The organism is Brevundimonas sp. 374, from assembly GCF_900102995.1.
Classification (GTDB): domain Bacteria; phylum Pseudomonadota; class Alphaproteobacteria; order Caulobacterales; family Caulobacteraceae; genus Brevundimonas; species Brevundimonas vesicularis_C.
Window position 1 is genome coordinate 727,633 of sequence record NZ_FNKT01000001.1, and the last position, 23,840, is coordinate 751,472.

Below are 23,840 nucleotides of genomic sequence, written 5' to 3' on the forward strand. Positions count from 1 at the left end.
CTGTTCATCGCCATGCCGATCCGCAACCGCAGCAGCGATCATTCAGCCGACAGATTTCCTCTCGGCCGGTATCAGAATTTTAGCGCCCGCCTCACGTAGAAGTCGGAGAGGATGCCGTCGATCGCCTCTTCGACGTCTTCGAAGGCGTCGATCAGCACGTCCACGCCCAGGTCTTCAACGGGCGTCGGCGTAAAGCCGAAGGTCGTCAGAATGCAGGGCATGCCGGCGTCCTTGGCTGCGTCCGCGTCCGGCGCGGCGTCTCCCACCATGATGGCCCGTTCGGGATCACCGCCTGCGATCACGACGGCCTCCTTCAGATGGGCGCCCGAGGGCTTGCGCGCGCTGACCCGATCCGGCCCGACGATAGCGGCGAAATGTCGGGTCAGGTCCAGCTTGCCCAACAACAGCTCCGACAGGTCCGAACGCTTGTTGGTGGCCACAACCAGGATTGCGCCCCGCTCGCTGAGCCGCTCCAGCGTCTCGACCACGCCCTCGAAAGGCTGCGAACCGTCGGCGATATGGGCGGCGTAATCGACCAGGAACCGCTCGAACAGTTCGTCGGACTTGGCCCGCTCGACCGGCGCGCCGGCGGCTTCGAAGCCGTGCACCAGCAGCGCCCGCGCGCCCGATCCGATCAGGCTCGAGGCGGACTCCATCGGCACGGGCGGCAGCCCCTCCTCGACCAGCATCCGGTTCAGCGTGCCGATCAGGTCCGGGGCGGAATCGACCAGCGTGCCGTCAAGGTCGAAGGCGATGGTCCAGCCTTCCAGGTCTCGATCGCTCATCCACATCTCCCGCTGGCCCGCATGATGGGCTAGATCGCAGGACGACTAGACTGCGAGACGATTCATGACCAGCCAGACGCGCGCCCGCGCCGCCATCATTCTCGCCGCCGGCCAGGGCACGCGGATGAAATCGCCGCTGCCCAAGGTGCTGCACCCGGTCGCCCACCGCGCCATGCTGGACCACGCCATCGATGCGGCGGAAGGCCTGGGGTGCGAACGCATCGTCGTCGTGGTCGGCAATCACTCGCCGGAGGTCCGGGCCCATGTGGTGAAACGGCTGGGCGAGACCGCCATTGCGGTCCAGGACCCGCCGCTCGGCACTGGCCACGCCGTGCGCGCCGCCGAACAGGCGCTGGCCGGCTTCGACGGCGAGGTGGTCGTCACCTACGGCGACGTGCCGTTGCTAAAGGCCGCCGACATCGAGCCCGTCTTTAATGCCGACGGCGTCACCGTCATCGGGTTCGAGGCTCGCGATCCGGGCGCCTACGGCCGTCTGATCGTCGAAGGCGACACCCTGACCGCCATCACCGAGGCCAAGGAGGCGTCGCCAGACGTTCTCGCCATCACCGTTTGCAACTCCGGCGTCATGGCCGCGCCCGCGGCCCTGCTCTTCTCGCTGCTGGCCGAGGTGAAGAACGAAAACGCCAAGGGCGAATACTATCTGACGGATATCGTCGCTCTGGCGCGGAAGGGCGGCCACCCGACCCGCGCCGTCTTCGCCGCAGAGGACGCGGTGATGGGCGTCAACTCCCAGGCCGAACTGGCTCAGGCCGAGGCCCTGTTCCAGACCGTGCAACGCGACACCTTCCTGGCGTCCGGCGTGACAATGGTGGCGCCCGACACCGTTCATTTCGCCTGGGACACCCAGATCGGCGCCGGAACCGTAATCGAGCCGTTCGTCGTCTTCGGTCCCGGGGCAGCCATCGAGGGTGGCGCGCGCATTCGCAGCTTCAGCCATATCGAGGGCGCGCGAGTCGCGGCCGGCGCCGAAGTCGGTCCCTATGCGCGCCTGCGTCCCGGCGCGGACCTGGCCACCGGGGTCAAGGTCGGCAATTTCGTCGAGGTCAAGAACGTCAGGATGGCCGAAGGCGCAAAGGCCAATCACCTGGCCTACCTAGGCGACGGGTCGGTCGGTGCGGGCGCCAACGTCGGCGCAGGGACCATCTTCTGCAACTACGACGGCTTCAACAAGGCGCAGACCCAGGTCGGCGCCGGCGCTTTCGTCGGATCGAACTCCAGCCTGGTGGCCCCGTTGGTCATCGGCGACGGCGCCCTGATCGCCTCCGGCTCTGTCATCACCGAGGACGTGCCCGCCGACGCCATGGCCTTCGGCCGTGCCCGGCAGACCGTCAAACCCGAAGCGGCCGCGGCGTTCCGTGTCGAAGCCAAGGCCAAGAAGGCTGCGAAATCCAAATGAGCGACCTCCAGAAGAAGAACGCCGGCGAGGCCGCCGCCGCCCATGTGGAGGCCGGTATGATCGTCGGCCTGGGCACCGGGTCCACCGCAGCCTGGTTCGTCAAGGCGCTGGCGGCGCGCAACCTGTCCGGCCTGCGTTGCGTGCCGACATCGGAGAAGACCGCAGACCTGGCGCGCGAACTTGGGCTGACGTTGTCGACGCTGGAGGACACGCCCCGCATCGACCTGACCGTCGACGGCGCCGACGAGATCGGGCCGGGTCTGGCGTTGATCAAGGGCGGCGGCGCGGCTCTGCTGCGCGAGAAACTGGTGTGGGAGGCCTCGGCCCGCTGCATCGTCATCGCCGACGCGGCCAAGGTGGTGCCTGTGCTGGGAACCTTCCCCCTGCCGATCGAGGTCGTCGCCTTTGGCCACAAGACGACGGCCAACCGCATCGCTGATGTCCTGATCGATCACGACATCAACCAGCCGGCGCGCGTGCGTCAGGCGGATCGCGGCCTGGTTCGCACCGACGGCGGCAATCTGATCTATGACGCGGGCTGCAAGGCAATCCACGATCCGGTCCGTCTGGCCGACGATCTGAAGCTGATTACCGGCGTGGTGGAGCACGGGCTGTTTCTGGATCTCGCCGACCTGGCCATCATCGGCACGGACGAGGGCGTTGAGGAGTGCCTTCCCTAGGACACGCCCCGGCGGCTCAGCACCGCCGGAACCGTGCGCGCCAGGATCGCCAGATAGATGCCGACGGTGCGGTTTCTGACGAACCAGACATCCATCGCCACGCGGCGCGGATAGGGCACGGCGTTGCGCCCCGAGACCTGCCACAGCCCCGTCAGGCCCGGCCGGACCGCGCAGTAGTCGGCCAGTCGCCGGCCATATCGCCCAGCCTCGTCGATCACGATCGGTCGGGGGCCGACCAGCGACATCTCCCCCCTCAACACATTGATCAACTGAGGCAGTTCATCCAGGCTGGACCTTCGCAACAGCCGGCCCAGCGACGTGACGCGCGGATCGTGCGTCAGCTTTCGCATCGCCTGCCATTCCGGATCAGAGGCTGAGGGCAAGGCTTGCTCCGCGCCCACCCTCATCGAGCGAAACTTGAGACAGTCGAACATTCGGCCTTCGCGCCCGATCCGTTGCTGGCGAAAGATCGCGGCCCCTCCGTCCTGCGCCGTTACGCCCAGGGCGATAAAAACGAAGAGCGGCCAGGTCAGAAGCAAGCCTATCAGGGCAAAGGCGATATCCATGGCGCGGGTCGGGTCAAGACGGATATGGCGCCGAGACGCACCGACGCCGCGTGTCGACGTCACATCGCAGCCGGCCAATTCCGATATCGACATTCAGCGCCCCCAAGCGTCACCATGACTTGGGATTGCGTAGTTGGCAATCTTGGCGCGTCGCCTGCACAGATTGCTTAGATCAGTCTCCGCCCCACCAACTCAGCGTGAAGGGCGTGCGACGCCCGCTCACCGAAATCGTCCCGGTAACGACAGGCGTCTGATCGCCGAGATTGCGCCGCGCCGTCGCCAAAGCGCCCTGGTCAATCCGCGCCGACATCTCGACCGGGCCCATGCCAGGCGCAGACCCGCTCATTTGGATCTGATCGTCGGTGACGACATAGGCGTCCGGCAGAACCCTGACCTCGCCTTGCGGCCCGGTCAGCGACAGGATCAGCGGCGGCGAAGCGCGGACCCCGCCTTCCCAGGCGGCGAAGGCCTCATCCTGTCCGATGAACAGCGATGCCACGGGTTGAATGGATCCCGCACCTGTCCGGCGATAGTCGCCCGAGATATCGCCGCTCAGACGATGCCGGAACGCCGCTTCCGGCGTCGACGTCGGTGTCGCAGCGTCGCGCCGCTCGCATGCGGCCAGGCTCACCAAGCCCGCGACCGCGACGATCACCCATGAGAACCTCATCGATCAAGCGCCCGGTCCAGCGCACGGAACCCGGCGATGGCGATTTCGGTCGCGCTGATGAAGACCGATGGCGTGATCCGGTCGAAGGTGTCGCTCGGTCGATGATAGTCGGGGTGATAATCGACGCCCATGTACAGGAAGGGGACGCCCGCCTCGTGGAAGGCGCCATGATCGGAAGCGTCGACCCAGTTGTTCTCACCCGTATCCTGCGGGGTGTCCTTGCCGAAGGCGAAGGACACGGCCCCGTTCGACGTCACAGCCTCCAGCACGGGGCGCAGATTGGGGTGCTGATAGGTCCCGGTGACCCACAGATGGCCATCCGTTTCCGCCCGCGCCGTCATGTCGAAGTTCAGGTTCAAGCTGAGTGACGACAGGGGCACCGGCGGCGCCTTGACGAACTCGCGAGCGCCCAGCAGCCCCCGCTCCTCGCCATCCAGCGCAACGATCAGCACGCTGTGTTCCGGCGGTTGGGCCTTCAGTCGCGCCGCCAGCTCCAGCATCGTCGCCACGCCCGAGGCGTTGTCGTCAGCCCCATGGAAGATCTGGCCGTCATTGACGCCGACGTGGTCATAATGGGCCGTCACCACAATATAGCGGTCAGCGACGCGGGTACCGGGGATCAGGCCGACGATGTTGACGCCGCTGAAGGTCTTCACGCCCTCGCGCGTGCGGCCCGGCGTCTCAAACCGCTGCAAACGCCCGAACGGCGGCGCCTGAACGCCCATGGCCTCCAATCGCGAGACGATGTAGGCGCGCGCCCGTTCGCCGCCTTCAGAGCCCGTGTCGCGGCCCTGCATGTCGTCGGCCGACAGGATGCGAACGTCCTCCAGCAGTTGGCTCGGACCGGTCGCGACGGCGCTCGGCGCACGCGGAGCTGTCGCGGGAACGGCGGCGCAACCGCTGACGATCAGGGCGGCGCCGGCGACGAAAAGGCAGAGGGTCGAACGAGTCATACAGGCTCCGATAATGACGCGCGAACCTAGCGAAGCGCGGACGGCGCGTCAGCCTACGGTTCTGTCATCATCGGCTTTGCGCGATGCACGGGCGGCGCGTCAGATGATATGACGGCGGCCATGGCCACTGCGATTCCTCTTGAAGTCCCCGTCGAAGACCTCACCGCCGAGACGGCCGCCGAGGCCCTGGCCTGGCTGGCCGCCGAAATGGCCCGCCACGACGCGCTCTACAACGAGGCGACGCCCGAGATTTCCGACGCGGAATACGACGCCCTGCGCGCGCGCAACCTGGCCATCGAAACCGCCTTCCCCGATTTGATCCGGCCTGACTCTCCGTCGAACAAGGTCGGCGCCGCCGCCTCAACCCAGTTCGCCGAGGTGCGCCACGGCGTGCCCATGCTGTCGCTGGACAACGCCTTCGACGAGGGCGAGGTGCGCGACTTCGTGGCTCGGATCACACGCTTCCTGAAACTGCCCGCCGACGAACCGATCGCCTTCGTCGCCGAGCCCAAGATCGACGGCCTGTCCGCGAATCTTCTCTATGTCGACGGCAAGCTGACGATCGGCGCCACGCGCGGCGACGGCCGCGCGGGCGAGGACGTCACCGCCAATCTGAACACCATCGCCGATGTGCAGCAGACCCTGGCCGGCGACGGCTGGCCCGACCGGATCGAGATCCGGGGCGAGGTCTATGCTCCAAACGACGCCTTTGCCGCCTTCAACGCCGCCGCCGAGGCGGAAGGCCGCCGGACCTACGCCAACCCCCGCAACTTCGCAGCCGGTTCCCTGCGCCAGAAGGACGCCCGGATCACCGCCAGACGTCCGCTGAACTTCTTCGCCTATGCGTGGGGCGAACACTCCAGCGACTTCGCCGAGACCCAGTGGGAAGCCCTGCAAAAGCTCAGGGCCTGGGGCTTCCCCGTCAATGCCCGCTCGCGCCGGGTCGCGGGCGCCGAGGGGCTTATCGCCGTCTATCGCGACCTGGAACGCGACCGCGCCACCCTGGGCTATGACATCGACGGCGTGGTCTACAAGGTGGATCGCATCGACTGGCAACGCCGGCTGGGCTTCGTCGCCCGCAGCCCCCGCTGGGCTATCGCCCATAAATTCCCGGCCCAGCAGGCGACCACAGTGCTGGAGGGCATCGATATCCAGGTCGGCCGCACGGGCTCCCTGACCCCCGTCGCCCGGCTGCATCCCGTCACCGTCGGCGGTGTCGTGGTGCGCAACGCCACCCTGCACAATGAAGACGAGATCGAACGTCTGGATGTCCGCATCGGCGACACCGTCCGCCTGCAGCGCGCCGGCGACGTCATCCCCCAGATCCTGGGCGTGGTCCCGGAGTTACGTCCGGCCGACGCCGTCCCCTATACCTTCCCTGAACACTGCCCCGTCTGCGGCTCGGAAGCCGTGCGCGAGGGCGACGAGGTCAAGCGCCGCTGCACCGGCGGTCTGATCTGCGACGCCCAGATCGTCGAACGACTCAAGCATTTCGTCGGCCGCCGCGCCTTCGACATAGAGGGATTGGGCGAAAAGCAGTTGGTCGCCTTCCATGCGCGCGGCTGGATCAAGGAGCCGGCCGACATCTTCAGACTGGCGCGCGACGAGGCGCGGCTGAAGGAGTTGGAGCGCGACGACGGTTATGGCGAGACCAGCATCCGCAACCTGGTCGCCGGCATCGACGCCCGCCGCGTCATTTCGCTTGACAGGTTCCTGTTCGGCCTGGGAATCCGCGACATCGGCGAACAGACGTCCATCGTCCTGGCCCGCGCCTTCGAGAGCTGGCCCGCGCTGAAGGCCGCCTGCCTCCAGGCCGCTTCGGGTGTGCCGTCCGACGCCTGGACCGAACTGGCCGCCGCCCACGCCATATCGCCCCGCGTCTTGGCTCTGATAGCCGAGGCCACGCCGCCCGCCGCCGATCCCTGGCCCGAGGCGACGATGGACATGAAGATCAGCCAGGCCTTTCCGGGTATGGCCGCCCCCGCCCGCCGGTCGTTGGCGACGATGGTTCACGACTGGTCCGGCCTGGTCGAACTGGCCCGAGTCGCGCGCGAGGACGGCCCGTCCGAAATCCTGAACCAGATCGCCGGCGTCACCGGGGTCGGCCCCGTCGCGGCGGAGGCCCTGGCCCACTTCTTCCACGAGCCGCACAATCTAAGGGTCGTAGAGGCTTTGGAAGCCGAACTGACCCAGATCCTCGACGCCGAACGCCCCAAGTCCGACACGGCGGTCGCCGGCAAGACCGTCGTCTTCACCGGCGCCCTGGAGCGCTTCACCCGCGACGAGGCCAAGGCCCGCGCTGAAAGCCTGGGCGCCAAGGTGTCGGGTTCGGTGTCGAAAAAGACCGACTATCTCGTCGCCGGCCCTGGAGCCGGCTCCAAGCTCAAGGACGCCGAAAAACATGGCGTCCAGGTGCTGACCGAGGACGAATGGCTGGCCCTGATCGGCGGCTGAAGTTGACCTAAGGGTCGGTTTTCGTTGGTGATCGCTGGGGTTTTGGCCTTGTTTTCAACCGAAACCGCGATCAACGTCCGCTTCAACGGGCGGCGCGACCGACCCGACGAAAGGGAACGACTATGAAGATCAAGATCATGCTGGCCGCGGCGGCCCTGGCGGGCGCCCTCGCCTCTCCGGCCCTGGCGGGCGACCCGACCGGCCTGTGGCAGACGCCGACGAATGGTGGTCAGGTACGGATCGCGCGCTGCGGCCAAGCGCTGTGCGGCACGCTGGTGACCTCGGACCACATTCGCCGGGACGCGAACGCGCGCGATGCCAACAATCGCGACGCCTCGCTGCGGAACCGCACCTTGCGCAATCTGCCCATGCTTACGGGCTTCACCGGCGGTCCGACGGAATGGCGCAACGGCTCGGTCTATAACCCGGCCGACGGCGGCACCTATCGCGGCACCATCACCATGACAAACGACAACAGCCTGCGTCTGCGCGGCTGCATCGTGGCTCCGCTCTGCAAGACCCAGACCTGGACCCGCATCCAGTAGGATCAGGGACGCCCCACATGCCAAAGGCCCGGCCGGAGCGATCCGACCGGGCCTTTTTAATTTGGCTTGTAGCTCAGCGATTCAGCGCCGCCCGCGCCGCCTCGGCGTAGCGATGCCCTGTCGCTGCGCCCTTGGGGAAGACGTCCTCGATCCGGTCGAGGTCCTCAGGCGTCAGAACGACGTCCACGGCCGCCGCATTCTGCTCAAGAGTCGCGATCCGACGTGTGCCGGGGATCGGGATCAGATCCTCGCCTTGCGCCAGCACCCAGGCCAGCGCCAGTTGAGCGGCGGTTATGCCCTTGTCCGACGCAATGGCCTTCACGGCCTCGACCAGATCCAGGTTCTTCTGGAAGTTCTCGCCCATGAAACGCGGATTGGTGCGGCGGAAGTCGTCCGCGTCCAGGTCATCGATCGAGGTGATGTCGCCCGACAGGAAGCCGCGGCCCAGCGGGCTGTAGGGCACGAAACCGATGCCCAGTTCGCGCACGACCGAGAACAGTTCGTCCTCCGGTTCGCGGCTCCACAGTGAGTATTCCGTCTGCAGCGCCGTGATCGGATGGGTCGCATGCGCCTTGCGCAGGGTGTCGGGCGCGGCCTCGGACAGACCCAAGAAGCGGACCTTGCCCTCCTTGACCAGTTCCGCCATCGCCCCGACCGTGTCCTCGATCGGCGTGTCCGGATCGACGCGGTGCAGATAGTAGAGATCGACGTGATCGACGCCGAGGCGTCGCAGGCTGCCTTCGATGGCGTGACGAACGTTGGCCGGGCTGCCGTCGGTCATCAGCCTGGTGCGGTCGGCATTGTAGTTGATGCCGAATTTGGTGGCGATGAAGGCCTGGTCGCGCCGGTCCTTCAACGCCTTGCCGACCAACACCTCGTTGCTGTGAGGACCATACATCTCGGCGGTGTCGAACAGGGTGACGCCCAGGTCGAGCGCGCGATGGATGACGGAGATGGACTGAGCCTCGTCAGAGCCGCCGTAGAAGGCGCTCATGCCCATGCAGCCTAGGCCAATGGCCGAAACCTCGGGGCCGTTCGCACCCAGCTTGCGCGTCTTCATGGGGGCCTTCTCCTGTCGATGTGGGGATCGGCCTAAAAACAGATAGGATGGCCGACGATCAGGAGATGGTCGCGGCGACGGCGGGCTACAAGCCCGGCCGTGCTTTGCGATGGTACCGCCTCTCAGGCTTGAACTGAGGACCTCCGGTTCCACAAACCGGCGCTCTAACCAACTGAGCTAAGGCGGCCCGCTCATCGCGAGGCGCGTTCTCTACCGGGCCTGCGGCAGGCGATCAAGCGCCTTCCTCATATTTCGTCAGGAGATTTCGCAGGTGACAGCCCAAACAAAAACGCCCCGGAGATTGGTCTCCGAGGCGTCTTGTCTGTTGCCGTGACGATCACCCGAGGGTGAAGGGCACCCGGACGCGGAAGGTCGCGTCTTGAGCGGCGCCATCGACGGTCCGCGGAGACAGTTGTCCACGCTGAACCACCCGAATGGCGGCGCGGCCGAAGCCCATTCCGGCAGGCTCTTCGGACACAACGCGGCAGTTCGCCGGAGATCCGTTGGAGCGCGCCGTGCACTCGACCGTAGCCGAACCGCTGATTTCACGCTCCAGCGCACGCGCCGGGAAGTCATCAGCTGTCGGGCGCGGTTGGCGCGACCACTGAACGTTCGTGATCGTCGACGGACGCGGCGGAGCCGGGGGTGCGGGCGGAGGCGGAGGTCCAGGAATATTGACGGGCGGACCCGTGTATTCAACCCGATCTTCCTTCTTCGTCGGCGTGATGTTGACCGGCGGAGGGGGAACGATGTTCGGGACCGGAGCCGGCACGCGCACCTGAAGCTTCGGCGGCGGAGGCGTATCCGTCGGCGGAGGCGGCGGGGGCGGAGGCGGCGGAGGCGGCGGAACCGGCTCGACCAACTCGACCTCGACGGACTCGTCGACGTAGTTGAACTCCTTCAGCTTGAACTTGGACTGCTGAACAAAGAAGATCAGCAACGCAAACAAGATGCTGACCACCATCAGGCAGACGATCAGCACGGGGTAGGACACCCCCATGAAGCCCTTCTTCTTGGGTACGTCGTAGCGACTGCGATGATATTCGACGTCTGTCATACTATCTCCGCATCCTAACTCGTCGCCTGGTCTTCGCCGACCAGCGCAACGCTATAGAAGCCGTTATCCTGCAGCGCATTCATGACCTGCATAAAGTCGCCGTAACGGGTGTTCTGGTCGCCCCGAATGAAGATCCGCTCATCGGCCGGGTTCCGGGATCCGATCTGTTTTTTCAGATCTTCACCCAGGGCTCCGACGTCGGTCCGGAAATCGCCCACATAGACGTCGCCGTCATTCTGGATCGAAATATAGACCGGCTTGGGCGGGTTCGGGGCCGCCTTGGCGACGGCGATTGGCAACTCAACAGGCACCGACACGGAGGCTAGCGGAGCCGCCACCATGAAGATGATGAGCAGAACCAGCATGATATCAACGAAAGGCGTAACGTTGATATCACTGTTGGCCTGAGGCAGGTTGCCAGCGCCGCCCGATTTAATCTTGGCGGCCATCCGTCTTACGCCCCCTTGTCGAGCTGACGCGAGATGCCGTTCAGCAGCTCAGCGGCGAAGCCGTCGGCGCGCGTGCCGTAAGCAGCGATGCGGGTGTTGAAGTAGTTGTAGAACACAACGGCCGGGATAGCGGCGAACAGACCGATACCGGTGGCCAGCAGAGCCTCAGCGATACCCGGAGCCACGACGGCCAGGTTGGTCGTGTTCGACTGGGCGATACCGATGAAGGAGTTCATGATGCCGTAAACGGTGCCGAACAGACCGACGAACGGACCGATCGAGCCGACCGACGCCAGGAACTGCTGGCCGCCCGACAGGCGCAGGGCCAGACCGGATTGCACGGCGGCGACAGCCGACTGAGCGCGGGCCATGGCCGAGTCGAGGTGATCGCCGGTGACCGACAGACCCGATTGACGCGACAGTTCGATTTCCTCGGTGGCGGCGGCGGCCATGTCGGCCAGCGGGTTGCCGTCGAACTCTTCCTGAGTCGAGACAGCGCGCATGTCAGCGATGGTGCGGGCGCTGCGGAAGTTCTCGAGGAAGTTGTCGGTCTTACGGTTCAGAGCGCCGAACTCGAACAGCTTGATGAGCAGCAGGGTCCACGACAGGATCGAGGCCAGCAGCAGGCCGGCCATCACGACCTTAACGACGACCGTGGCTTCCATGAACATGGAGATCGGGGTGATGTCGCCGTGACCGCCGCCGACGGCGTCGTTCACCGTTGCGGGATCAGCTTCGCCGGCAGCGGGAGCGGCGGCTGCGGGAGCCGCAGTCGAGGCGGCCGGGGTGGGCTCGGCCGGGGCCTGGGCCAGGACCGGCGAGCTCGCCATCAGCGCGGCGGCGCCGGCCATGGCGAGAAGGATATTCGTCTTTTTGCTGTTCAGCATAATTCGCCAGTTCCTGCTTGGTCTGACTCGTGGAACCAAAGGTGCGGCCATAGTCAGCGACCGCCCCCCAACCTGAAATGTTTCCTTCAACGCGCCCGTCCTTTCGAGGATCAGAGCCCGCTGAAATCTTCGGTGGAGATCGAACCGGTCGCCCGCCTCGTCTCCGCTGGTCGAACCTTCGGAGACACGTCTCCGGCGATCCGCATTAACGTCTTCTTGCGAAGGCGCCTCAACCCTTTGACGAACCCTTACCGGAGCGTCAAGGGACAAGAGGGGCTTTTAACCCGTCGAGAGACATGGAGAAAAGTTCCACCAACCGGCGCATTAGAGTGCAGCCGCGCGACATTTTGATGATGATCTGACGTCAGATGAAGCAAGTTTGTTCAAAACGGCCGTCCTGAGCGCGATCATTTCCCAATACTGCAAATTCTAGGGCTGATCGCTGCAACCCGCCTGAGAGCCAAGGACGGCGCAAAGGCCGCAGCGCAATATAATGCGCCGGCGCAATCGATTTTTGTGGGGCAGGAAAAGATGGTGCCTGGAGGCGGGTTCGAACCACCGACACGCGGATTTTCAATCCGCTGCTCTACCAGCTGAGCTATCCAGGCGCCGACGCGGCGTCGCGAGAGGCGGGTCTATAGGGGAGGCTTTTCCGCCTGTCCAGCGCCCAATCCGTCCTTTTCGTCATCATCTTCCGCACCCTCGTCCAGGGCGACCGGAATGGCGTAGCCGCCAGTGAACCAGCGCTGCAGATCGACGTCGGAACAGCGGCGTGAGCAGAAGGGCTTGTACTTGGGATCGGCGTCGGCCTTGCGGCAGATGGGACAGGAAGCCACGGCTCAACCCTCTTCTATTCGTCCGCGCCCAGCCGGGATCGCGAGATCGGCCTGGATCACCGCTCGCGGTCCCAGACGAGCCGCCAACGGATGAGCAATCAGGGCTTCTTCCGGCGCGCAACGCGCGATGATGCGCGGCGACAGGGTATCGGCTAGAAGCTGCCGCCGCAAAGCGCGTACGACAGATATGGCCCGCGTCTGAACCGAGAGGCGTCCGCCGTCATCGAACAAAATCTCCGCGATCGGCGTGCGACGCCAGGGAAGCGACATCTGCAACAGGCCGAATCGACTGACGGGTCCGAAGACGGCCTGGGGGTCGTGGGCGAACGCGGCCCGCGCAACCTTGGCCTGCGCCTCGGCGTCCTGACCGTCCCCGACCATGTCGATGACGACTAAACCACCCCAGTTCCGCAGGCCGATCAGCCGCGCCGCCTGTTTCAACCCCTCGCGATTCGCAGCCGCCCTTGCCTGTTTCGGATCACGACCGGGCGTAGGGGCGAAGTCGATGTCCACCGCCACCAGGGCGCGGGTGCGCTCTATGGCGAGATCGATTCCGTGCGAGGCGAAAACGATGGATTGAGCCAGAGCCTCCTCCTCCGCCTCGACCACGGCGTCGATGGCGGCGATGCCGGTGACTGATTCCTCGCCCAGCGCGAGGTCGCGCAACTGTTCGGCGATGCTGGGCGCGGCTTGAATCAGACGAGGCGTCCCCTCCCCCGGCCCCAGACGACGGACCACCGCCCCTTTCCCGGCACGAGGTTCGGTGGTGACGACGACTTCCAGCCGCTGACCTTGGGTAATTCGGTCATTTCTCGGGAAAGGCAGAAAGGCGGCGGTCGGTGCGGCAATATCGACGAAGGCGCCGCGTAAGCCAGGGTTCACCTCGATCACACGCCCCACCGAGCGGGCGCCGAGCCGGGTCTGCGCCGCATCATCCTCGCGGTGGATCAGAAGATGAGTGTAGCGGCCGTCGCGCATGATCGCGCCACGCGTCTCGCCAGGCGTCTCGTCGAGGAAGACCTCGACTGCGCCGCTCATGAACGCCAGCCGACGCCGTGCAAAAGCTGGACGGCCTCATAGACGGGCAGGCCCATCACGGACGGATGGCTGCCGACGATGCGCTGGATGAAGGCGGCCGCCGGGCCCTGGATGCCATAGCCCCCGGCCTTGCCGCGCCAGTCGCCCGTGGCGACGTAGGATGCGATCTCGTGGTCCGACAAGGGTTTGAAGGTCACGCGGGTTTCGTTGACGCGCGACGATAGTTTTCCGTCGCGCCAGACGGCGACGCCGGTGAAGACGCGGTGATTGCGGCCGGACAGCAGTTTCAGAAAACGCGTCGCCTCGGCCTCGTCCGCCGCCTTTTCCAGAAAGCGACGCCCGACAGCGACAACCGTATCGGCGGCGATGACGACTGCGTCGGGACGGCGTTCTGCGACAACCAGGGCTTTCGAGGTGGCGAGCCGTTCGGCCAGACGCGGCGGAGTCTCGCCCTTCAGAGGCGTTTCGTCGATATCGGCGGGATCGATATGGTCGGCCGTGATCCCGACCTGCGCCAGCAATTCGATGCGGCGCGGGCTGGCCGAAGCCAGCACCAGTTCGGGGCGACCCGCAGCCACTTACTTGAAGCGATAGGTGATGCGACCCTTGGTCAGGTCGTAGGGTGTCATTTCGACCAGCACCTTGTCGCCGGCCAGAACGCGGATGCGGTTCTTGCGCATCTTGCCGGCGGTGTGGGCGATGATCTCGTGGTCGTTCTCGAGCGTCACGCGGAAGGTGGCGTTCGGCAGCAGTTCGCTGACGGTGCCGGGAAACTCGAGCAGTTCTTCCTTAGCCATGCGGCCTCTCACGCCCGTTGAATATGCGTTCGACCCCACGCCGGGCGGGCGCGAGGGGCGGAATGGACGGGCCTAATGCCCGAAAACACAGAGATAGTCGAGGTCAGCCGCGACGGTAGAGGGCGCAGAGCAATGTAAACAGGCGCCGCGACGTCTCGTGATCGACCACGATCTTGCCGTCCAACCGCGTCTTCAGCTGTTCGGCACCCTCGTTGTGAAGGCCGCGCCGGCCCATATCGACCGATTCGATCTGGCTGGCCGAGGATCCGCGCAGAGCCTCATAGTAGCTGTCGCAGATCATCAGATAGTCTTTGATCACGCCCTTCAGCGGCGTCAGGCTGATGGCGTAGGTGCGCGTGAAGTTCTCGCCGTCGATGTCGAACACCAGACGATTTTCCTGAAGCGACAGCTTCAGCCTGTAGGGCCCGCCCTCGGCGCCGACGGGCTCGAAGCTGTTCTTCTCGACCAGATCAAAGATGGCGACGCGACGCTCGTGCTCGATCTCGGCCGTCGCCGCCGGCAGGGTCGCGGCGTCGAGTTCGACCGAGGCCAGCTTGTGATCGGCGCTCATGCCGCAGTCCCTTCGTCGAGTTCGGGCGTGTCCAGGTGGGTCGGCGCGATCCGTGCAGGCCAGCGGTCGGAAATATCTGTGACCACGGCGTCCAGACATTCCACGTCGATTCGCAAATCACCGCCGCCGGCGAACATCAGGATGACGCGTCCGCTCAGATCCTCGGTCGGAATGAAGTCGAGCGCGAGCAGTTCGAGCGAGGCGTCGGGGCTGCGCGACAGGCGGCGGCTCTTGACCGCCAGAACGTCGCCGAACTGCATCGCGCACATCACCCGCGTCCCGCCGCACTCCCAGCAGAAGCGGCTGAAGGGGATGGTCACGGTCCGGGCCGCCTTTTCCCAGATGATGTCGACGGGCCGCAAAATCGCGTCCTGAAGGGCGGCGGAGATGATCTGAAGATCGTCGGCATCCTCGGCCAGCAGACGCAGCGGTTCGACCGGCGCCTTGGCTTCGGGGATGACGCCGTCGATCTCAGTGCTCATCACCTGTTCCCTTTATGCGGCGGATGTCGGCTCCGCATGCGCCGAGCTTTTCTTCCAAACGCTCGAAACCGCGATCCAGATGATAGACGCGTCCGACCGTCGTTTCGCCCTCGGCGACGAGGCCCGCGATGACCAGGCACATCGAAGCCCGAAGATCCGTGGCCATAACCTGTGCGCCGTGCAGAACTTCGACGCCGTTGACGTGCGCCTCTCCGGCGTGAACCGAAATGTCGGCTCCAAGTCGCGCCAACTCCGGCACATGCATAAAGCGGTTTTCGAAGATCGTCTCGCGAACCGTGCTGACGCCTTCCGCCGTCGTCATCAGCGCCATGAACTGGGCCTGGAGATCGGTGGCGAAGCCCGGATAGATCGCCGTCTCGACATCCACGGCCTTTAGGCGCTGCTTTGGGTCGCGCTTGATCAGAACGCCGTCGGCGGTCGGCGACACCTCGACGCCCGCCTCGACCATCTTGTCGGTCAGCGAACCGATCAGTTCAGCCCGCGCCTTGGTCAGCCGCACCTCGCCGCCCGCCATGGCGGCGGCGACGGCGTAGGAGCCCATCTCGATCCGGTCGGGAATCACAGACCAGGTCGTTCCGTTCAGCGACGAGACGCCGGTGATGGTCAGCACATCGGTGTCGATTCCCTCGATCCTGGCGCCCATGGCCGTCAGACAGTGGGCCAGATCGCCGATCTCGGGTTCGCGCGCCGCACGACGGAGGACGGTCGTGCCCTCAGCCAGCACAGCGGCCAGAAGCGCATGTTCGGTGGCGCCGACCGAGACGAGGGGGAACTCGATCTCAGCGCCCCTCAGGCCCTTCGGCGCGCGAGCGGTGACATAGCCTTCGTCCAGCTCGATCTCGGCGCCCAGCGCCGTCAGCGCCTGCAGGTGCAGATCTACCGGACGCGCGCCGATGGTGCAGCCGCCGGGCAGCGAGACCTTGGCCTCGCCTGTGCGCGCCAGCAAAGGCCCAAGCACATTGAACGAGGCCCGCATCTGCCGCACCAGATCGTAGGGGGCGAAGGTCGAGGTCAGATCCTTGGCGTGGAACAGACTCTCCTGCCCGTCCGCACCGTCACGCTCGGTCACTTCGATGCCGAACTGGCGCAGCAACTGACCCAGGAACCGGGTGTCGGCCAGACGCGGCATATTGGTCAGCAGCAAGGGCTGATCCGTCAGGATCGAGGCGGCCATCAGCTTGATGGCGGAGTTCTTGGCGCCGCTGACGGGAATGTCCCCGAAAAGCTGGGCGCCGCCCTGAATGGCGATGCTGTCCATGACGTCCTTAAGCGCGCCCGATGCCAACGCCTCGGGGGGAAGGTTCTCTAGCAAGCCGATGGGCGCTTGCCAAAGGGCTGCGTGATCGCGAGCCGATGACTTTCAGTTGCTGTCGCGCGGCGCAGCAGGCGTCCGCGCGGGCACCTTGCGGCGTCGCAGGTTGGCGCGAAGGGCGGAGGCCAGCCGCATGGCCTTTTCCGCCTTCGCCCTTTCCCTTTCGGACTGGGCCTTTTCAAATCCGGGCCCCGATTCGACGATCGGCGTCGCCTGCGCGGCGGCGGAGGGCGTATCGGCGTCATGCGGCGTGCGAGTCATGGCGCGATGATGCCGTGATCACGGGCCATGTCCAAACTTTCTTTCAGATCGTCAAAAAGCCGCTTCCCTCCCCGGAAGGGTTTGGCTATACGGCCGCTTCCTCAGTCGGGGCCGCCGTAGCTCAGTGGTAGAGCGCATCCTTGGTAAGGCTGAGGTCGTGGGTTCGATTCCCCCCGGCGGCACCATCTGAGACTTGAAAAGGCCCGGCTTTCGCCGGGCCTTTTTGAATTCCGGATCGGACGGAAAAGTCTTCAGTCGTAGCCGTAGAGGCCGCGGCGATAGGGATCGCGATCATCCGCATCGCCGTCCTTGCTCCAGCTGAACCCCATCGACATCGACTTGGTCGTGGTGTCGGCCCCATAGCCTCGACCGCGCCAGCCCCCGCCATAAGGCGAATAGAAGCCCGGTCCGCGCAGACCATAGCCGCCGTAGCCGTATCCCCAAGGTTCGTTGCGGCCTTCGCGGTAGGCGAGGTCCAGGCGGCCGTTCTCGCCGACGGGCAAGGAAACGGCCGCGCCATAGCTGCGATAGCCCCCGGTGCCGATCCCGGCCTCGACCATGCCATGCATCTTGCGCTCGGCCGGCGCGCCCGGCTCTGCGCTTTCGTCGAAGGTTGCGCCAGGCGTGCGCGCGCTGATCCAGTTCTGGATCTGCTGTTCGGTGGTCATGCCGTGAGGGGCGGCGTCCTGCGCTGTCGGCGCGGTCAACGACGCCTCAGGCACCGCCGCCAAGGCCTGGGCCAGGGTGGGCGCGTTTGTCGGCGCCGTGGTCACCACGCCATCCGGATCACCGTCCGACGCCGCCAGCGCCAAACCCGCCAAGAGACTTGCGATCAGCATAGGCCACCTCCGTTCGACATCATCCTAGCACAGCTATTGAGGCCAAGGTCAGGCGATGCCGTCGCCGCGGTTCAGGGGGTCCGGCAAGGCCTCGCCCTCGGCTACGAAACTGAGCGCGACCGAGTTGATGCAATAGCGGTTTCCGGTGGGCGGCGGGCCGTCGGGGAAGACGTGACCCTGGTGGCTGCCGCACCGGGCGCATTGAGTCTCGATCCGGATCATGCCGTAGCTGGTGTCGCGGATTGCATGGACGTGCGCTTCATCGACCGGCTGGGTGAAGCTGGGCCAGCCGGTGCCGCTTTCGAACTTCGTTCCACTCTTGAACAACGGCAAGCCGCATTCGCGGCAGCAGAAGACGCCGGCCCGCTTCTCGCCTAGCAGAGTGCCGCAGAAGGGCGCCTCCGTGCCATGGGAGAGCAGGACGCGCTTTTCCTCTGGGTTCAGATCGGCTTCAAGCCGGGCGCGTTCTTCGGCGTTCGGCGGGGTCAGGTCATAGCCCGACGGCGAACGGAGGGATTCGGAGGTTTGGGCGAGATCGGTCATGGACTGCAAATAAGAAGGGCGGGCCAAGGGTTCCACCCCTGCCCGCCCCTCGTTCATTCGACCGACCGGTCCTTACTTATTGGAACAGCGTCCCGACCCAAGCGCGCACGGCCGCTTCGTCCGTCGCCGAGCCAGTGTAGGCAAGGCCTTGCGCCGGGGTGAAGGGCGCATCGTTGCCGCGCTGACGCGTCGTCCAGGCCTTATGACCATAGGTCAGCTCGGCATAGTTCGACGGCAGGCGAAGCACGGTCGGCTCGATGAAGATCGAGTCCTCGGCGGTGACCGATCCGGCCAGGCGCACGTTCGGCAGGCGTGTCAGCAGGTCCAGCGTATCCAGGCACCCACTCGTGCAGCCGCTGTCGACCAGGACCACGACCGGGCCCGCCACGGGGTTTGCTGCGCCCGTGTCCGCCACCGAAGGACGGCCCGGCATGGTGAAGGTCGGCTGATTGGCGGCCAGGGCCGAATCGAAGGAGGCGACGATGGCCTGGGTCTGTTCGATCACCGGGCCGGATTCGGCGACGAAGCGCGGGTCGGCCTGCATGCGGGCCAAGGTGTCGGCGAACCACTGACGGTTGGCGGGCGTGGCGCGGTAGGTGATCGAGCCGGCTTCAGGCTGACGGCTGACGGTGAACTCCGGCGTCCAGATGCGGTTGGCCAAGCCATAGCCCTTGCCCGTCGCATTCAGCGACGCGCCGTTTGCGCCGCGCAGATCGATGACCAGACCCTGCGTGCCGCGAATGGCGGGCAGTTGGGCTTCGACAGCGGCGTAGAAGGCGTCCCATCCGGCGTCGTCAGCCAGGGTGTGAACGTTGATCCACGGACGGCCGTCGACCGTCTCGACCGACAACGGATTGGCGCCCGGCGTATAGACGGTGGCGCGATAGGCGGCTTCCAGGCTGGCGGCGTCGGCCGGCTGGGGCTGCATCTGGAAGTCACGATCGCGACGCCCGACCTTGAAGGTGCACAGCGACGGAACGCCGCCGGTGAACGGGTTATTGCGATTCCACAGCAGATAGGGGGCGGTGCGGACACGTCCGGCTTCCGTCGTCAGGTCGCCTTCCCAGCGGTCCAGCCGCTCTTCGGCCAACTGAGCGGCGGTCTTGTCGCCGCACTTGACCAGGGTCGCGCCGAGCGGCGGCACGTTGCGAACGCCGGGCTTCACATAGGAGACGACATATTCGCCGTTGCGCCACGCCGTGGTCACGCCCGGCCAGCTGGTCGCGAAGAAGGGGCCAAGGCCTTCATAGGTCGGGCGAATCGCGATGTTCGAGTCGCGGAAGCCGTTGGCGTAGTAGCGCATCAGATAGGCGTGGCTGTCGCCGCTGTTCACGCGTCCCACCTTGCCTTGCGCATCGGTCAGGCCGGCATTGATCCAGCTGCGAAACGCTTCGCTGGGCGCGCCGGGAATCACGGCGGCAGGGTGGTTGGCGGCCAGGGCGTCATGCGCGGCTTGGAGGTCTTGCTGCGCCAGGGCGCGAAAATCCTGTGCGACAGCGGCGCCGGCGGCGACGGTCAGCGACAGAACGGCGGCCGATGCGGCGGCGATCATTCGGTTCATGGGGTTTCCTGCGGCCTTTGATTTCAAGCTCGTGGGAAAGGTTAAACCCCATGCGTCCGGCGCTTGCCAACCCCGCCGCGCGGGATTTCGCCCGATTGTCACATGGGCTGCGGCGATGCGGCGCGCATCAAAGCGGCGCCGGCGCCTCGACCGCTGCGCCGAAGATCCGATCGAAGCTGCGCCTCAAGGCCTCGTCCGCCTCGTCCATCGTCGCCAGAACGCCGAGATCGACCAGGCTGGTGACGCCGTGTTCCTGAATGCCGCACGGGACGATGCCGCCGAAATGATCCAGATCCGGCTCCACGTTCAGGCTGATGCCGTGGAAGCTGACCCATTTGCGGACCTTGACGCCGATGGCGGCGATCTTGTCTTCACGCGACCAGCCCGCCCCCTTGCGCTCGACCCACACGCCCACGCGGCCCGGCCGGATGTCGGCCTTTACGCCGAACGTCTCCAGGGCGCCGATCAGCCACAGCTCAAGCCCGCGCACGAAACACCGGACGTCCTTGCCGCGCCGGTTCAGGTCCAGCATCACATAGGCCACGCGCTGTCCCGGCCCGTGATAGGTGAACTGCCCGCCCCGCCCTGTGCGATGCACCGGAAACCGTCCGGCATCCAGAAGGTCGTCGTCCTTGGCCGAGACGCCGGCGGTGTAGAGCGGCGGATGCTCCAGCAACCAGACCATCTCATTCGCCTCGCCCGCCGCAATGGCCGCGACGCGCGCCTCCATGAAGACCTCTGCGGCCGCATAGTCGACGTAGCCTTTCGACACAGCCCATTCGACCGGTCGGTCATCGTCGAGACGCAGTTTCTGAAGGGATGGGCTTAACGGCTCAGCAAGCATGACGCTTCAATGTGGTCGCCAGGGCGTTTCTGCAAGAGACGGCCCTCTAGTGAAGAGAGCTTTACGTGACCCAGATTAACGCCGTCGATGTCGAAATCTCCGTGGTTCTGGGTCGCTCGGTGCTGCCGATGTCGCAACTGCTGCGCATGGGTCGCGGCGCGGTGATTCCCCTGGACGCCGCAGAGGGCGACGAGGTCTGGATCCTGGCCAACAACTACCCGGTCGCGCGCGGCGAAATCGAGATCCGAGACGACCGTATCGCCATCACCGTCACCCGCCAGGCGGACGTGTACGACTTCATGGCCGGGTCGGCCTGAGACTTTGATCCGCGACGTCTTTGCGTCGCTCATTTCGCCCTTTCCTTTTCCAACGGCTTCGTCTATTCGCCGCCGCTCCGATGCGAGCGGTCGTGGCGGAATTGGTAGACGCGCAGCGTTGAGGTCGCTGTGGGGCAACCCGTGGAAGTTCGAGTCTTCTCGACCGCACCATCTGGCTAAACAGGGCGATTCATCGGCTAAGTACGGCTGGACATCTACCAAGGGAGGCGACCACGTGAGCACCACGGACACCGCCTTTGCTCCAGACGAGACGCTCGATAACGAAGACCACGCCGCCCTGGACGAGGACTATGTCCTCACCCCGCAATTCGTCGAGAAAGTCGTGGACGCCGCCGACGACGGCGACGGGATGCGGCTGCGCTCGCTGCTGGAAGACCTGCACCCGGCCGACGTCGCTGACCTGATGGGCTTTCTGACGGCGGAACACCGCGCCGTCGTCGTGCTGTGGTTGCCGCCGGAGCTTCTGGCCGAAACCCTGCCCGAGCTGGACGACAATATCCGCGAGGAGGTGCTGGAGCGCGTGCCGCACGGCACCCTGGCCGAGGCGCTACAGGAACTAGATTCCGACGACGCCGCCGCCGTCGTCGAAGACCTGGAAGACGACCAGCGCGAACGCGTTCTGGCCGCCATGCCCGAGGTCGATCGCGCCGCCATCGAAAGCAGCCTGGGCTATGCGGAAGAATCCGCCGGGCGCCTGATGCAGCGCGAGGTGATGGCCGCGCCCCAGTTCTGGAGCGTGGGCGACACCATCGACCACATCCGCAAACAGGGCGACGACCTGCCCGAGCTGTTTTTCGACATCTATGTGGTCGATCCGCTGAACCGCCCGGTCGGCGGCGTGCCGATCAGCGGCCTTCTCCGCGCCGCCCGCACCATCGCCCTGACCGATCTGATGGAGCCGATCAACGAGATCGCCGTCGATCAGGACCAGGAAGAAGTCGCCTACATCTTCGAAAAATACCACCTGATCTCGGCGCCCGTCGTGGACGCGGCCGGTCGCCTGGTGGGTCAGATCACCGTCGATGACATCGTCAACATCATTCAGGAAGAGAACCGCGAGGACATCCTGCGTCTGGCCGGTGTCGCCGACGAGGACCGCGGTTCGTCCGTGCCCGAGATCGTGCGCGGTCGCGTGCCCTGGCTGGCGATCAATCTGGCGACGGCGGCGTTGGGCGCCAGCGTCATCGGCCTGTTCGAGGCCACCATCCAGCAGATCGTCGCTCTCGCCGTCCTGATGCCGATCGTCTCGGCCATCGGCGGCAATGCGGGCACCCAGGCCCTGACCGTGACCGTGCGCGCCCTGGCGACACGCGAGTTGAACAGTTCGAACGCTCCGCGCACCTTCTGGCGCGAGATGGTGGTGGGCCTGGCCAACGGCCTGATCCTGGCGCCCCTGATCGGCATCGCGGCCGGCTTCTGGTTCCGGGACGAAGACTGGAAGATCGGCCTGGTGATCGGCGCGGCCATGATCCTGAACCTGCTGGTCGCCGCGTCGATCGGCGTCCTGACGCCCCTGACCCTCTCCAAGCTCAAGTTCGACCCGGCCGTGTCCTCGGCCGTGTTCGTCACAGCGACCACGGACTTCTTCGGCTTCCTGATCTTCCTTGGTCTGGCCACACTGGTGCTGCTCTAGACACCACGCGGACGATCCGGCGCGGCCCTTGCTGGGAGCGGTGCGAGCGCCGCGCGCCTGTTTCCAATTGGGTCAACTGTGTCTGACGTCCTCCCCAAACCCAGCAAGGTGTCCCGAGAGGGCGTCCTGCTGATCAAGAGTTTCGAAGGCTTCCGGCCTCGGGCCATGCAACGCAGCGACGGTCGCTGGGTCATCGGCTATGGCCACACCCGGTCGGCTCGCGAGGGCGCGAGAGTGTCCGAGGCCGAGGCCGAACTGCTGATGCAATACGACCTGATCCCGGTCGTGAAGGCTGTGATCGATCATGTCCGCGCGCCGCTGAACCAACATCAGTTCGACGCCCTGGCCAGTTTCGCCTTTTCCATCGGCGCAGACAGGTTCGCCGCCTCGGATGTGGTCGAACAGCTGAACGCGGGGTCTGCGCGTCAGGCGTCCGCCTCCATGAGCGCCTGGGCCGATGAAGCCGCCGCAGAGACGCCAACCCGCCGGCGCTCGGCTGAACACGCGCTGTTCAATGCCGCGCCCGGCGCGCCGGTCACATTGGCGGACCTTCTGGCCGCGCCCCTGCCGTCTCCTTTCGAGACGGATGAACCGACCCTCCCCGCCGTCGACGGCGCCCTGGATGAAGCCGTCGCTCCCTTCCCATCGCAAGACGGCGCAGCGCTGGCTCAAGCAACCACCGCGCCCCAGCCCCACGCCGTCTATGCCGCGGCGGCTGTCGGTCCGGTCGGGGACGTCGTGCCGTTGACCGGGCAATCGGAGACCGTCTCCGTCGCTGCGCCGATCATCGCCGCCAACGACATCCACGCCCCGGTTGAAACCCAACAGCCGGAGACGCCGTCGGGCTTCGTCGACGCACAAAAGACCAGCGTGGTGCTGACCGCGCCGGGGCTGGCCGAAACCACGCCAGCCGACAGCGCTGCCGCGCCAACTACCGAGGGTGACACGGCATCCAGCGAAGACGTGCTGAGCACGCGCGAGGTCGTGGCCCGCGCTCGGGCCAGGCGGCGCTCGGGCCTTGGTGAAACCCTGACCTTCGTCATCATGGGCGGCCTGGGCGCCCTGTGCCTCGGCGTCGCCATGGCCGCCTTTCGCCGCGCGTCGCTATCGAACAGCAGCGACACCGCCACGGTCGCCTGGGTCCTGATCCTGGTCGCCGCCGCCTGCCTGGGGGTATCGGGCTACAACTGCTATCGGCGCTGGGGACGGGCTGACCGCGCCTGACAGCGCTTGGCGAAAGG

At 65.9% G+C, this 23,840-nt stretch carries 27 protein-coding genes and 4 tRNA genes; 9 read left to right on the forward strand and 22 right to left on the reverse strand.

Features of this window, described 5'->3' with window-relative positions:
- Window positions 1-71: 71 nt before the first annotated feature.
- Window positions 72-785 carry an HAD-IA family hydrolase gene (locus tag BLR19_RS03585; RefSeq protein WP_091749071.1) on the reverse strand — a complete coding sequence of 238 codons (714 nt, stop codon included), beginning with the start codon at window positions 783-785 and terminating at the stop codon, window positions 72-74.
- Window positions 786-849: 64 nt separating this feature from the next.
- Between BLR19_RS03585 and glmU the strand changes: the two genes are divergently transcribed.
- Together glmU and rpiA are read left to right on the forward strand one after the other, a co-directional pair.
- A complete protein-coding gene (glmU, locus tag BLR19_RS03590; protein ID WP_091747264.1) occupies window positions 850-2,202 on the forward strand; it encodes a bifunctional UDP-N-acetylglucosamine diphosphorylase/glucosamine-1-phosphate N-acetyltransferase GlmU in 1,353 nt (450 codons plus the stop codon).
- Complete coding sequence (rpiA, locus tag BLR19_RS03595; RefSeq protein ID WP_091747266.1) at window positions 2,199-2,882, forward strand: ribose-5-phosphate isomerase RpiA; 684 nt, start codon at window positions 2,199-2,201, stop codon at window positions 2,880-2,882. The genes glmU and rpiA overlap by 4 nt, the downstream gene beginning before the upstream one ends.
- Here rpiA and BLR19_RS03600 read toward each other — a convergent pair.
- From BLR19_RS03600 to BLR19_RS03610, 3 genes are all read right to left on the reverse strand, one after another.
- Entirely contained in the window at window positions 2,879-3,541 is a 663-nt protein-coding gene (locus tag BLR19_RS03600) for a sugar transferase (RefSeq protein WP_218119307.1), read from the reverse strand. The genes rpiA and BLR19_RS03600 overlap by 4 nt on opposite strands.
- Before the next feature lie 79 nt (window positions 3,542-3,620).
- Entirely contained in the window at window positions 3,621-4,118 is a 498-nt protein-coding gene (locus BLR19_RS03605; RefSeq protein ID WP_091747273.1) for a hypothetical protein, read from the reverse strand.
- Window positions 4,115-5,071 (reverse strand): M28 family peptidase, encoded by a 957-nt coding sequence (locus BLR19_RS03610; RefSeq protein ID WP_091747276.1) that lies wholly within the window; start codon window positions 5,069-5,071, stop codon window positions 4,115-4,117. Before BLR19_RS03610 ends, BLR19_RS03605 begins: the two co-directional genes overlap by 4 nt.
- 120 nt (window positions 5,072-5,191) lie before the next feature.
- Here BLR19_RS03610 and ligA point away from each other — a divergent pair, with 120 nt between their 5' ends.
- Window positions 5,192-7,525 (forward strand): NAD-dependent DNA ligase LigA, encoded by a 2,334-nt coding sequence (ligA, locus tag BLR19_RS03615; protein WP_218119308.1) that lies wholly within the window; start codon window positions 5,192-5,194, stop codon window positions 7,523-7,525.
- A gap of 122 nt (window positions 7,526-7,647) precedes the next feature.
- Window positions 7,648-8,070: a DUF2147 domain-containing protein gene (locus BLR19_RS03620; protein ID WP_091747281.1), complete on the forward strand. Its 423-nt coding sequence runs from the start codon at window positions 7,648-7,650 to the stop codon at window positions 8,068-8,070.
- 73 nt (window positions 8,071-8,143) lie between these two features.
- Here the strand turns inward: BLR19_RS03620 and BLR19_RS03625 are convergent, their stop codons facing one another.
- From BLR19_RS03625 to BLR19_RS03690, 14 genes are all read right to left on the reverse strand, one after another.
- Window positions 8,144-9,130, reverse strand: a complete 987-nt coding sequence (locus tag BLR19_RS03625; protein WP_091747284.1) for an aldo/keto reductase — start codon at window positions 9,128-9,130, stop codon at window positions 8,144-8,146.
- A gap of 110 nt (window positions 9,131-9,240) precedes the next feature.
- Window positions 9,241-9,317 (reverse strand) — tRNA-His (locus BLR19_RS03630).
- Window positions 9,318-9,467: 150 nt separating this feature from the next.
- A complete protein-coding gene (locus BLR19_RS15045) occupies window positions 9,468-10,187 on the reverse strand; it encodes an energy transducer TonB (RefSeq protein ID WP_017505195.1) in 720 nt (239 codons plus the stop codon).
- Between the two features lie 14 nt (window positions 10,188-10,201).
- On the reverse strand, window positions 10,202-10,636 hold the full coding sequence (locus BLR19_RS03640) for an ExbD/TolR family protein (RefSeq protein ID WP_017505196.1): 435 nt from the start codon (window positions 10,634-10,636) through the stop codon (window positions 10,202-10,204).
- Between the two features lie 5 nt (window positions 10,637-10,641).
- A complete protein-coding gene (locus tag BLR19_RS03645) occupies window positions 10,642-11,523 on the reverse strand; it encodes a MotA/TolQ/ExbB proton channel family protein (RefSeq protein WP_091747287.1) in 882 nt (293 codons plus the stop codon).
- Window positions 11,524-12,055: 532 nt separating this feature from the next.
- Window positions 12,056-12,131: transfer RNA gene (locus BLR19_RS03650), tRNA-Phe, on the reverse strand.
- Window positions 12,132-12,158: 27 nt separating this feature from the next.
- The gene (locus tag BLR19_RS03655; RefSeq protein WP_045811300.1) at window positions 12,159-12,359 is read right to left on the reverse strand and encodes a DNA gyrase inhibitor YacG; all 201 of its coding nucleotides are present in this window, start codon (window positions 12,357-12,359) and stop codon (window positions 12,159-12,161) included.
- Between the two features lie 3 nt (window positions 12,360-12,362).
- The gene (locus tag BLR19_RS03660) at window positions 12,363-13,397 is read right to left on the reverse strand and encodes a ribonuclease E/G (protein ID WP_091747290.1); all 1,035 of its coding nucleotides are present in this window, start codon (window positions 13,395-13,397) and stop codon (window positions 12,363-12,365) included.
- Entirely contained in the window at window positions 13,394-13,975 is a 582-nt protein-coding gene (locus tag BLR19_RS03665) for a Maf family protein (RefSeq protein ID WP_091747293.1), read from the reverse strand. Before BLR19_RS03665 ends, BLR19_RS03660 begins: the two co-directional genes overlap by 4 nt.
- Entirely contained in the window at window positions 13,976-14,194 is a 219-nt protein-coding gene (infA, locus tag BLR19_RS03670) for a translation initiation factor IF-1 (RefSeq protein ID WP_008261544.1), read from the reverse strand. It abuts the gene before it with no gap.
- 103 nt (window positions 14,195-14,297) lie between these two features.
- Window positions 14,298-14,765, reverse strand: a complete 468-nt coding sequence (locus BLR19_RS03675; protein WP_091747296.1) for a UPF0262 family protein — start codon at window positions 14,763-14,765, stop codon at window positions 14,298-14,300.
- Entirely contained in the window at window positions 14,762-15,247 is a 486-nt protein-coding gene (locus BLR19_RS03680; RefSeq protein WP_091747299.1) for a DUF2948 family protein, read from the reverse strand. Before BLR19_RS03680 ends, BLR19_RS03675 begins: the two co-directional genes overlap by 4 nt.
- Window positions 15,237-16,526, reverse strand: coding sequence for a UDP-N-acetylglucosamine 1-carboxyvinyltransferase (murA, locus tag BLR19_RS03685; RefSeq protein ID WP_091747302.1), 1,290 nt, complete (start codon window positions 16,524-16,526; stop codon window positions 15,237-15,239). Before murA ends, BLR19_RS03680 begins: the two co-directional genes overlap by 11 nt.
- Before the next feature lie 102 nt (window positions 16,527-16,628).
- Window positions 16,629-16,841, reverse strand: a complete 213-nt coding sequence (locus BLR19_RS03690; RefSeq protein WP_091747305.1) for a hypothetical protein — start codon at window positions 16,839-16,841, stop codon at window positions 16,629-16,631.
- Window positions 16,842-16,951: 110 nt separating this feature from the next.
- Between BLR19_RS03690 and BLR19_RS03695 the strand changes: the two genes are divergently transcribed.
- Window positions 16,952-17,026 (forward strand) — tRNA-Thr (locus BLR19_RS03695).
- A gap of 66 nt (window positions 17,027-17,092) precedes the next feature.
- Here the strand turns inward: BLR19_RS03695 and BLR19_RS03700 are convergent.
- The 4 genes from BLR19_RS03700 to lipB form a co-directional block, all read right to left on the reverse strand.
- A complete protein-coding gene (locus BLR19_RS03700; protein ID WP_218119309.1) occupies window positions 17,093-17,680 on the reverse strand; it encodes a hypothetical protein in 588 nt (195 codons plus the stop codon).
- Between the two features lie 48 nt (window positions 17,681-17,728).
- Window positions 17,729-18,223 carry a peptide-methionine (R)-S-oxide reductase MsrB gene (gene msrB, locus BLR19_RS03705; protein ID WP_045811309.1) on the reverse strand — a complete coding sequence of 165 codons (495 nt, stop codon included), beginning with the start codon at window positions 18,221-18,223 and terminating at the stop codon, window positions 17,729-17,731.
- A 76-nt stretch (window positions 18,224-18,299) separates the two neighbouring features.
- Complete coding sequence (locus tag BLR19_RS03710; RefSeq protein WP_091747309.1) at window positions 18,300-19,784, reverse strand: hypothetical protein; 1,485 nt, start codon at window positions 19,782-19,784, stop codon at window positions 18,300-18,302.
- Window positions 19,785-19,911: 127 nt separating this feature from the next.
- On the reverse strand, window positions 19,912-20,628 hold the full coding sequence (gene lipB / locus BLR19_RS03715) for a lipoyl(octanoyl) transferase LipB (protein ID WP_091747312.1): 717 nt from the start codon (window positions 20,626-20,628) through the stop codon (window positions 19,912-19,914).
- 65 nt (window positions 20,629-20,693) lie between these two features.
- On the opposite strand from lipB, the gene BLR19_RS03720 reads away from it, so the two are divergent.
- From BLR19_RS03720 to BLR19_RS03735, 4 genes are all read left to right on the forward strand, one after another.
- Window positions 20,694-20,945 (forward strand): FliM/FliN family flagellar motor switch protein, encoded by a 252-nt coding sequence (locus BLR19_RS03720; protein ID WP_017505209.1) that lies wholly within the window; start codon window positions 20,694-20,696, stop codon window positions 20,943-20,945.
- Between the two features lie 86 nt (window positions 20,946-21,031).
- Window positions 21,032-21,116, forward strand: a tRNA-Leu gene (locus tag BLR19_RS03725).
- A 64-nt stretch (window positions 21,117-21,180) separates the two neighbouring features.
- Window positions 21,181-22,599 carry a magnesium transporter gene (mgtE, locus tag BLR19_RS03730; RefSeq protein ID WP_091747315.1) on the forward strand — a complete coding sequence of 473 codons (1,419 nt, stop codon included), beginning with the start codon at window positions 21,181-21,183 and terminating at the stop codon, window positions 22,597-22,599.
- A gap of 78 nt (window positions 22,600-22,677) precedes the next feature.
- Window positions 22,678-23,823, forward strand: a complete 1,146-nt coding sequence (locus BLR19_RS03735) for a glycoside hydrolase family protein (RefSeq protein WP_091747319.1) — start codon at window positions 22,678-22,680, stop codon at window positions 23,821-23,823.
- The last annotated feature ends 17 nt before the right edge of the window (window positions 23,824-23,840 follow it).

What these genes read in the sequence shown, in the direction of transcription:
- BLR19_RS03610 (WP_091747276.1), bottom strand. Translation starts at nt 5,071, where the DNA reads ATGACTCGTTCGACCCTCTGCCTTTTCGTCGCCGGCGCCGCCCTGATC.
- murA (WP_091747302.1), bottom strand. Translation starts at nt 16,526, where the DNA reads ATGGACAGCATCGCCATTCAGGGCGGCGCCCAGCTTTTCGGGGACATT.
- BLR19_RS15045 (WP_017505195.1), bottom strand. Translation starts at nt 10,187, where the DNA reads ATGACAGACGTCGAATATCATCGCAGTCGCTACGACGTACCCAAGAAG.
- msrB (WP_045811309.1), bottom strand. Translation starts at nt 18,223, where the DNA reads ATGACCGATCTCGCCCAAACCTCCGAATCCCTCCGTTCGCCGTCGGGC.
- BLR19_RS03660 (WP_091747290.1), bottom strand. Translation starts at nt 13,397, where the DNA reads ATGAGCGGCGCAGTCGAGGTCTTCCTCGACGAGACGCCTGGCGAGACG.
- BLR19_RS03625 (WP_091747284.1), bottom strand. Translation starts at nt 9,130, where the DNA reads ATGAAGACGCGCAAGCTGGGTGCGAACGGCCCCGAGGTTTCGGCCATT.
- BLR19_RS03700 (WP_218119309.1), bottom strand. Translation starts at nt 17,680, where the DNA reads ATGCTGATCGCAAGTCTCTTGGCGGGTTTGGCGCTGGCGGCGTCGGAC.
- glmU (WP_091747264.1), top strand. Translation starts at nt 850, where the DNA reads ATGACCAGCCAGACGCGCGCCCGCGCCGCCATCATTCTCGCCGCCGGC.
- ligA (WP_218119308.1), top strand. Translation starts at nt 5,192, where the DNA reads ATGGCCACTGCGATTCCTCTTGAAGTCCCCGTCGAAGACCTCACCGCC.
- BLR19_RS03620 (WP_091747281.1), top strand. Translation starts at nt 7,648, where the DNA reads ATGAAGATCAAGATCATGCTGGCCGCGGCGGCCCTGGCGGGCGCCCTC.
- BLR19_RS03710 (WP_091747309.1), bottom strand. Translation starts at nt 19,784, where the DNA reads ATGAACCGAATGATCGCCGCCGCATCGGCCGCCGTTCTGTCGCTGACC.
- infA (WP_008261544.1), bottom strand. Translation starts at nt 14,194, where the DNA reads ATGGCTAAGGAAGAACTGCTCGAGTTTCCCGGCACCGTCAGCGAACTG.
- BLR19_RS03690 (WP_091747305.1), bottom strand. Translation starts at nt 16,841, where the DNA reads ATGACTCGCACGCCGCATGACGCCGATACGCCCTCCGCCGCCGCGCAG.
- rpiA (WP_091747266.1), top strand. Translation starts at nt 2,199, where the DNA reads ATGAGCGACCTCCAGAAGAAGAACGCCGGCGAGGCCGCCGCCGCCCAT.
- lipB (WP_091747312.1), bottom strand. Translation starts at nt 20,628, where the DNA reads ATGCTTGCTGAGCCGTTAAGCCCATCCCTTCAGAAACTGCGTCTCGAC.
- BLR19_RS03600 (WP_218119307.1), bottom strand. Translation starts at nt 3,541, where the DNA reads ATGTCGATATCGGAATTGGCCGGCTGCGATGTGACGTCGACACGCGGC.
- BLR19_RS03680 (WP_091747299.1), bottom strand. Translation starts at nt 15,247, where the DNA reads ATGAGCACTGAGATCGACGGCGTCATCCCCGAAGCCAAGGCGCCGGTC.
- BLR19_RS03645 (WP_091747287.1), bottom strand. Translation starts at nt 11,523, where the DNA reads ATGCTGAACAGCAAAAAGACGAATATCCTTCTCGCCATGGCCGGCGCC.
- BLR19_RS03675 (WP_091747296.1), bottom strand. Translation starts at nt 14,765, where the DNA reads ATGAGCGCCGATCACAAGCTGGCCTCGGTCGAACTCGACGCCGCGACC.
- BLR19_RS03640 (WP_017505196.1), bottom strand. Translation starts at nt 10,636, where the DNA reads ATGGCCGCCAAGATTAAATCGGGCGGCGCTGGCAACCTGCCTCAGGCC.
- BLR19_RS03605 (WP_091747273.1), bottom strand. Translation starts at nt 4,118, where the DNA reads ATGAGGTTCTCATGGGTGATCGTCGCGGTCGCGGGCTTGGTGAGCCTG.
- BLR19_RS03585 (WP_091749071.1), bottom strand. Translation starts at nt 785, where the DNA reads ATGAGCGATCGAGACCTGGAAGGCTGGACCATCGCCTTCGACCTTGAC.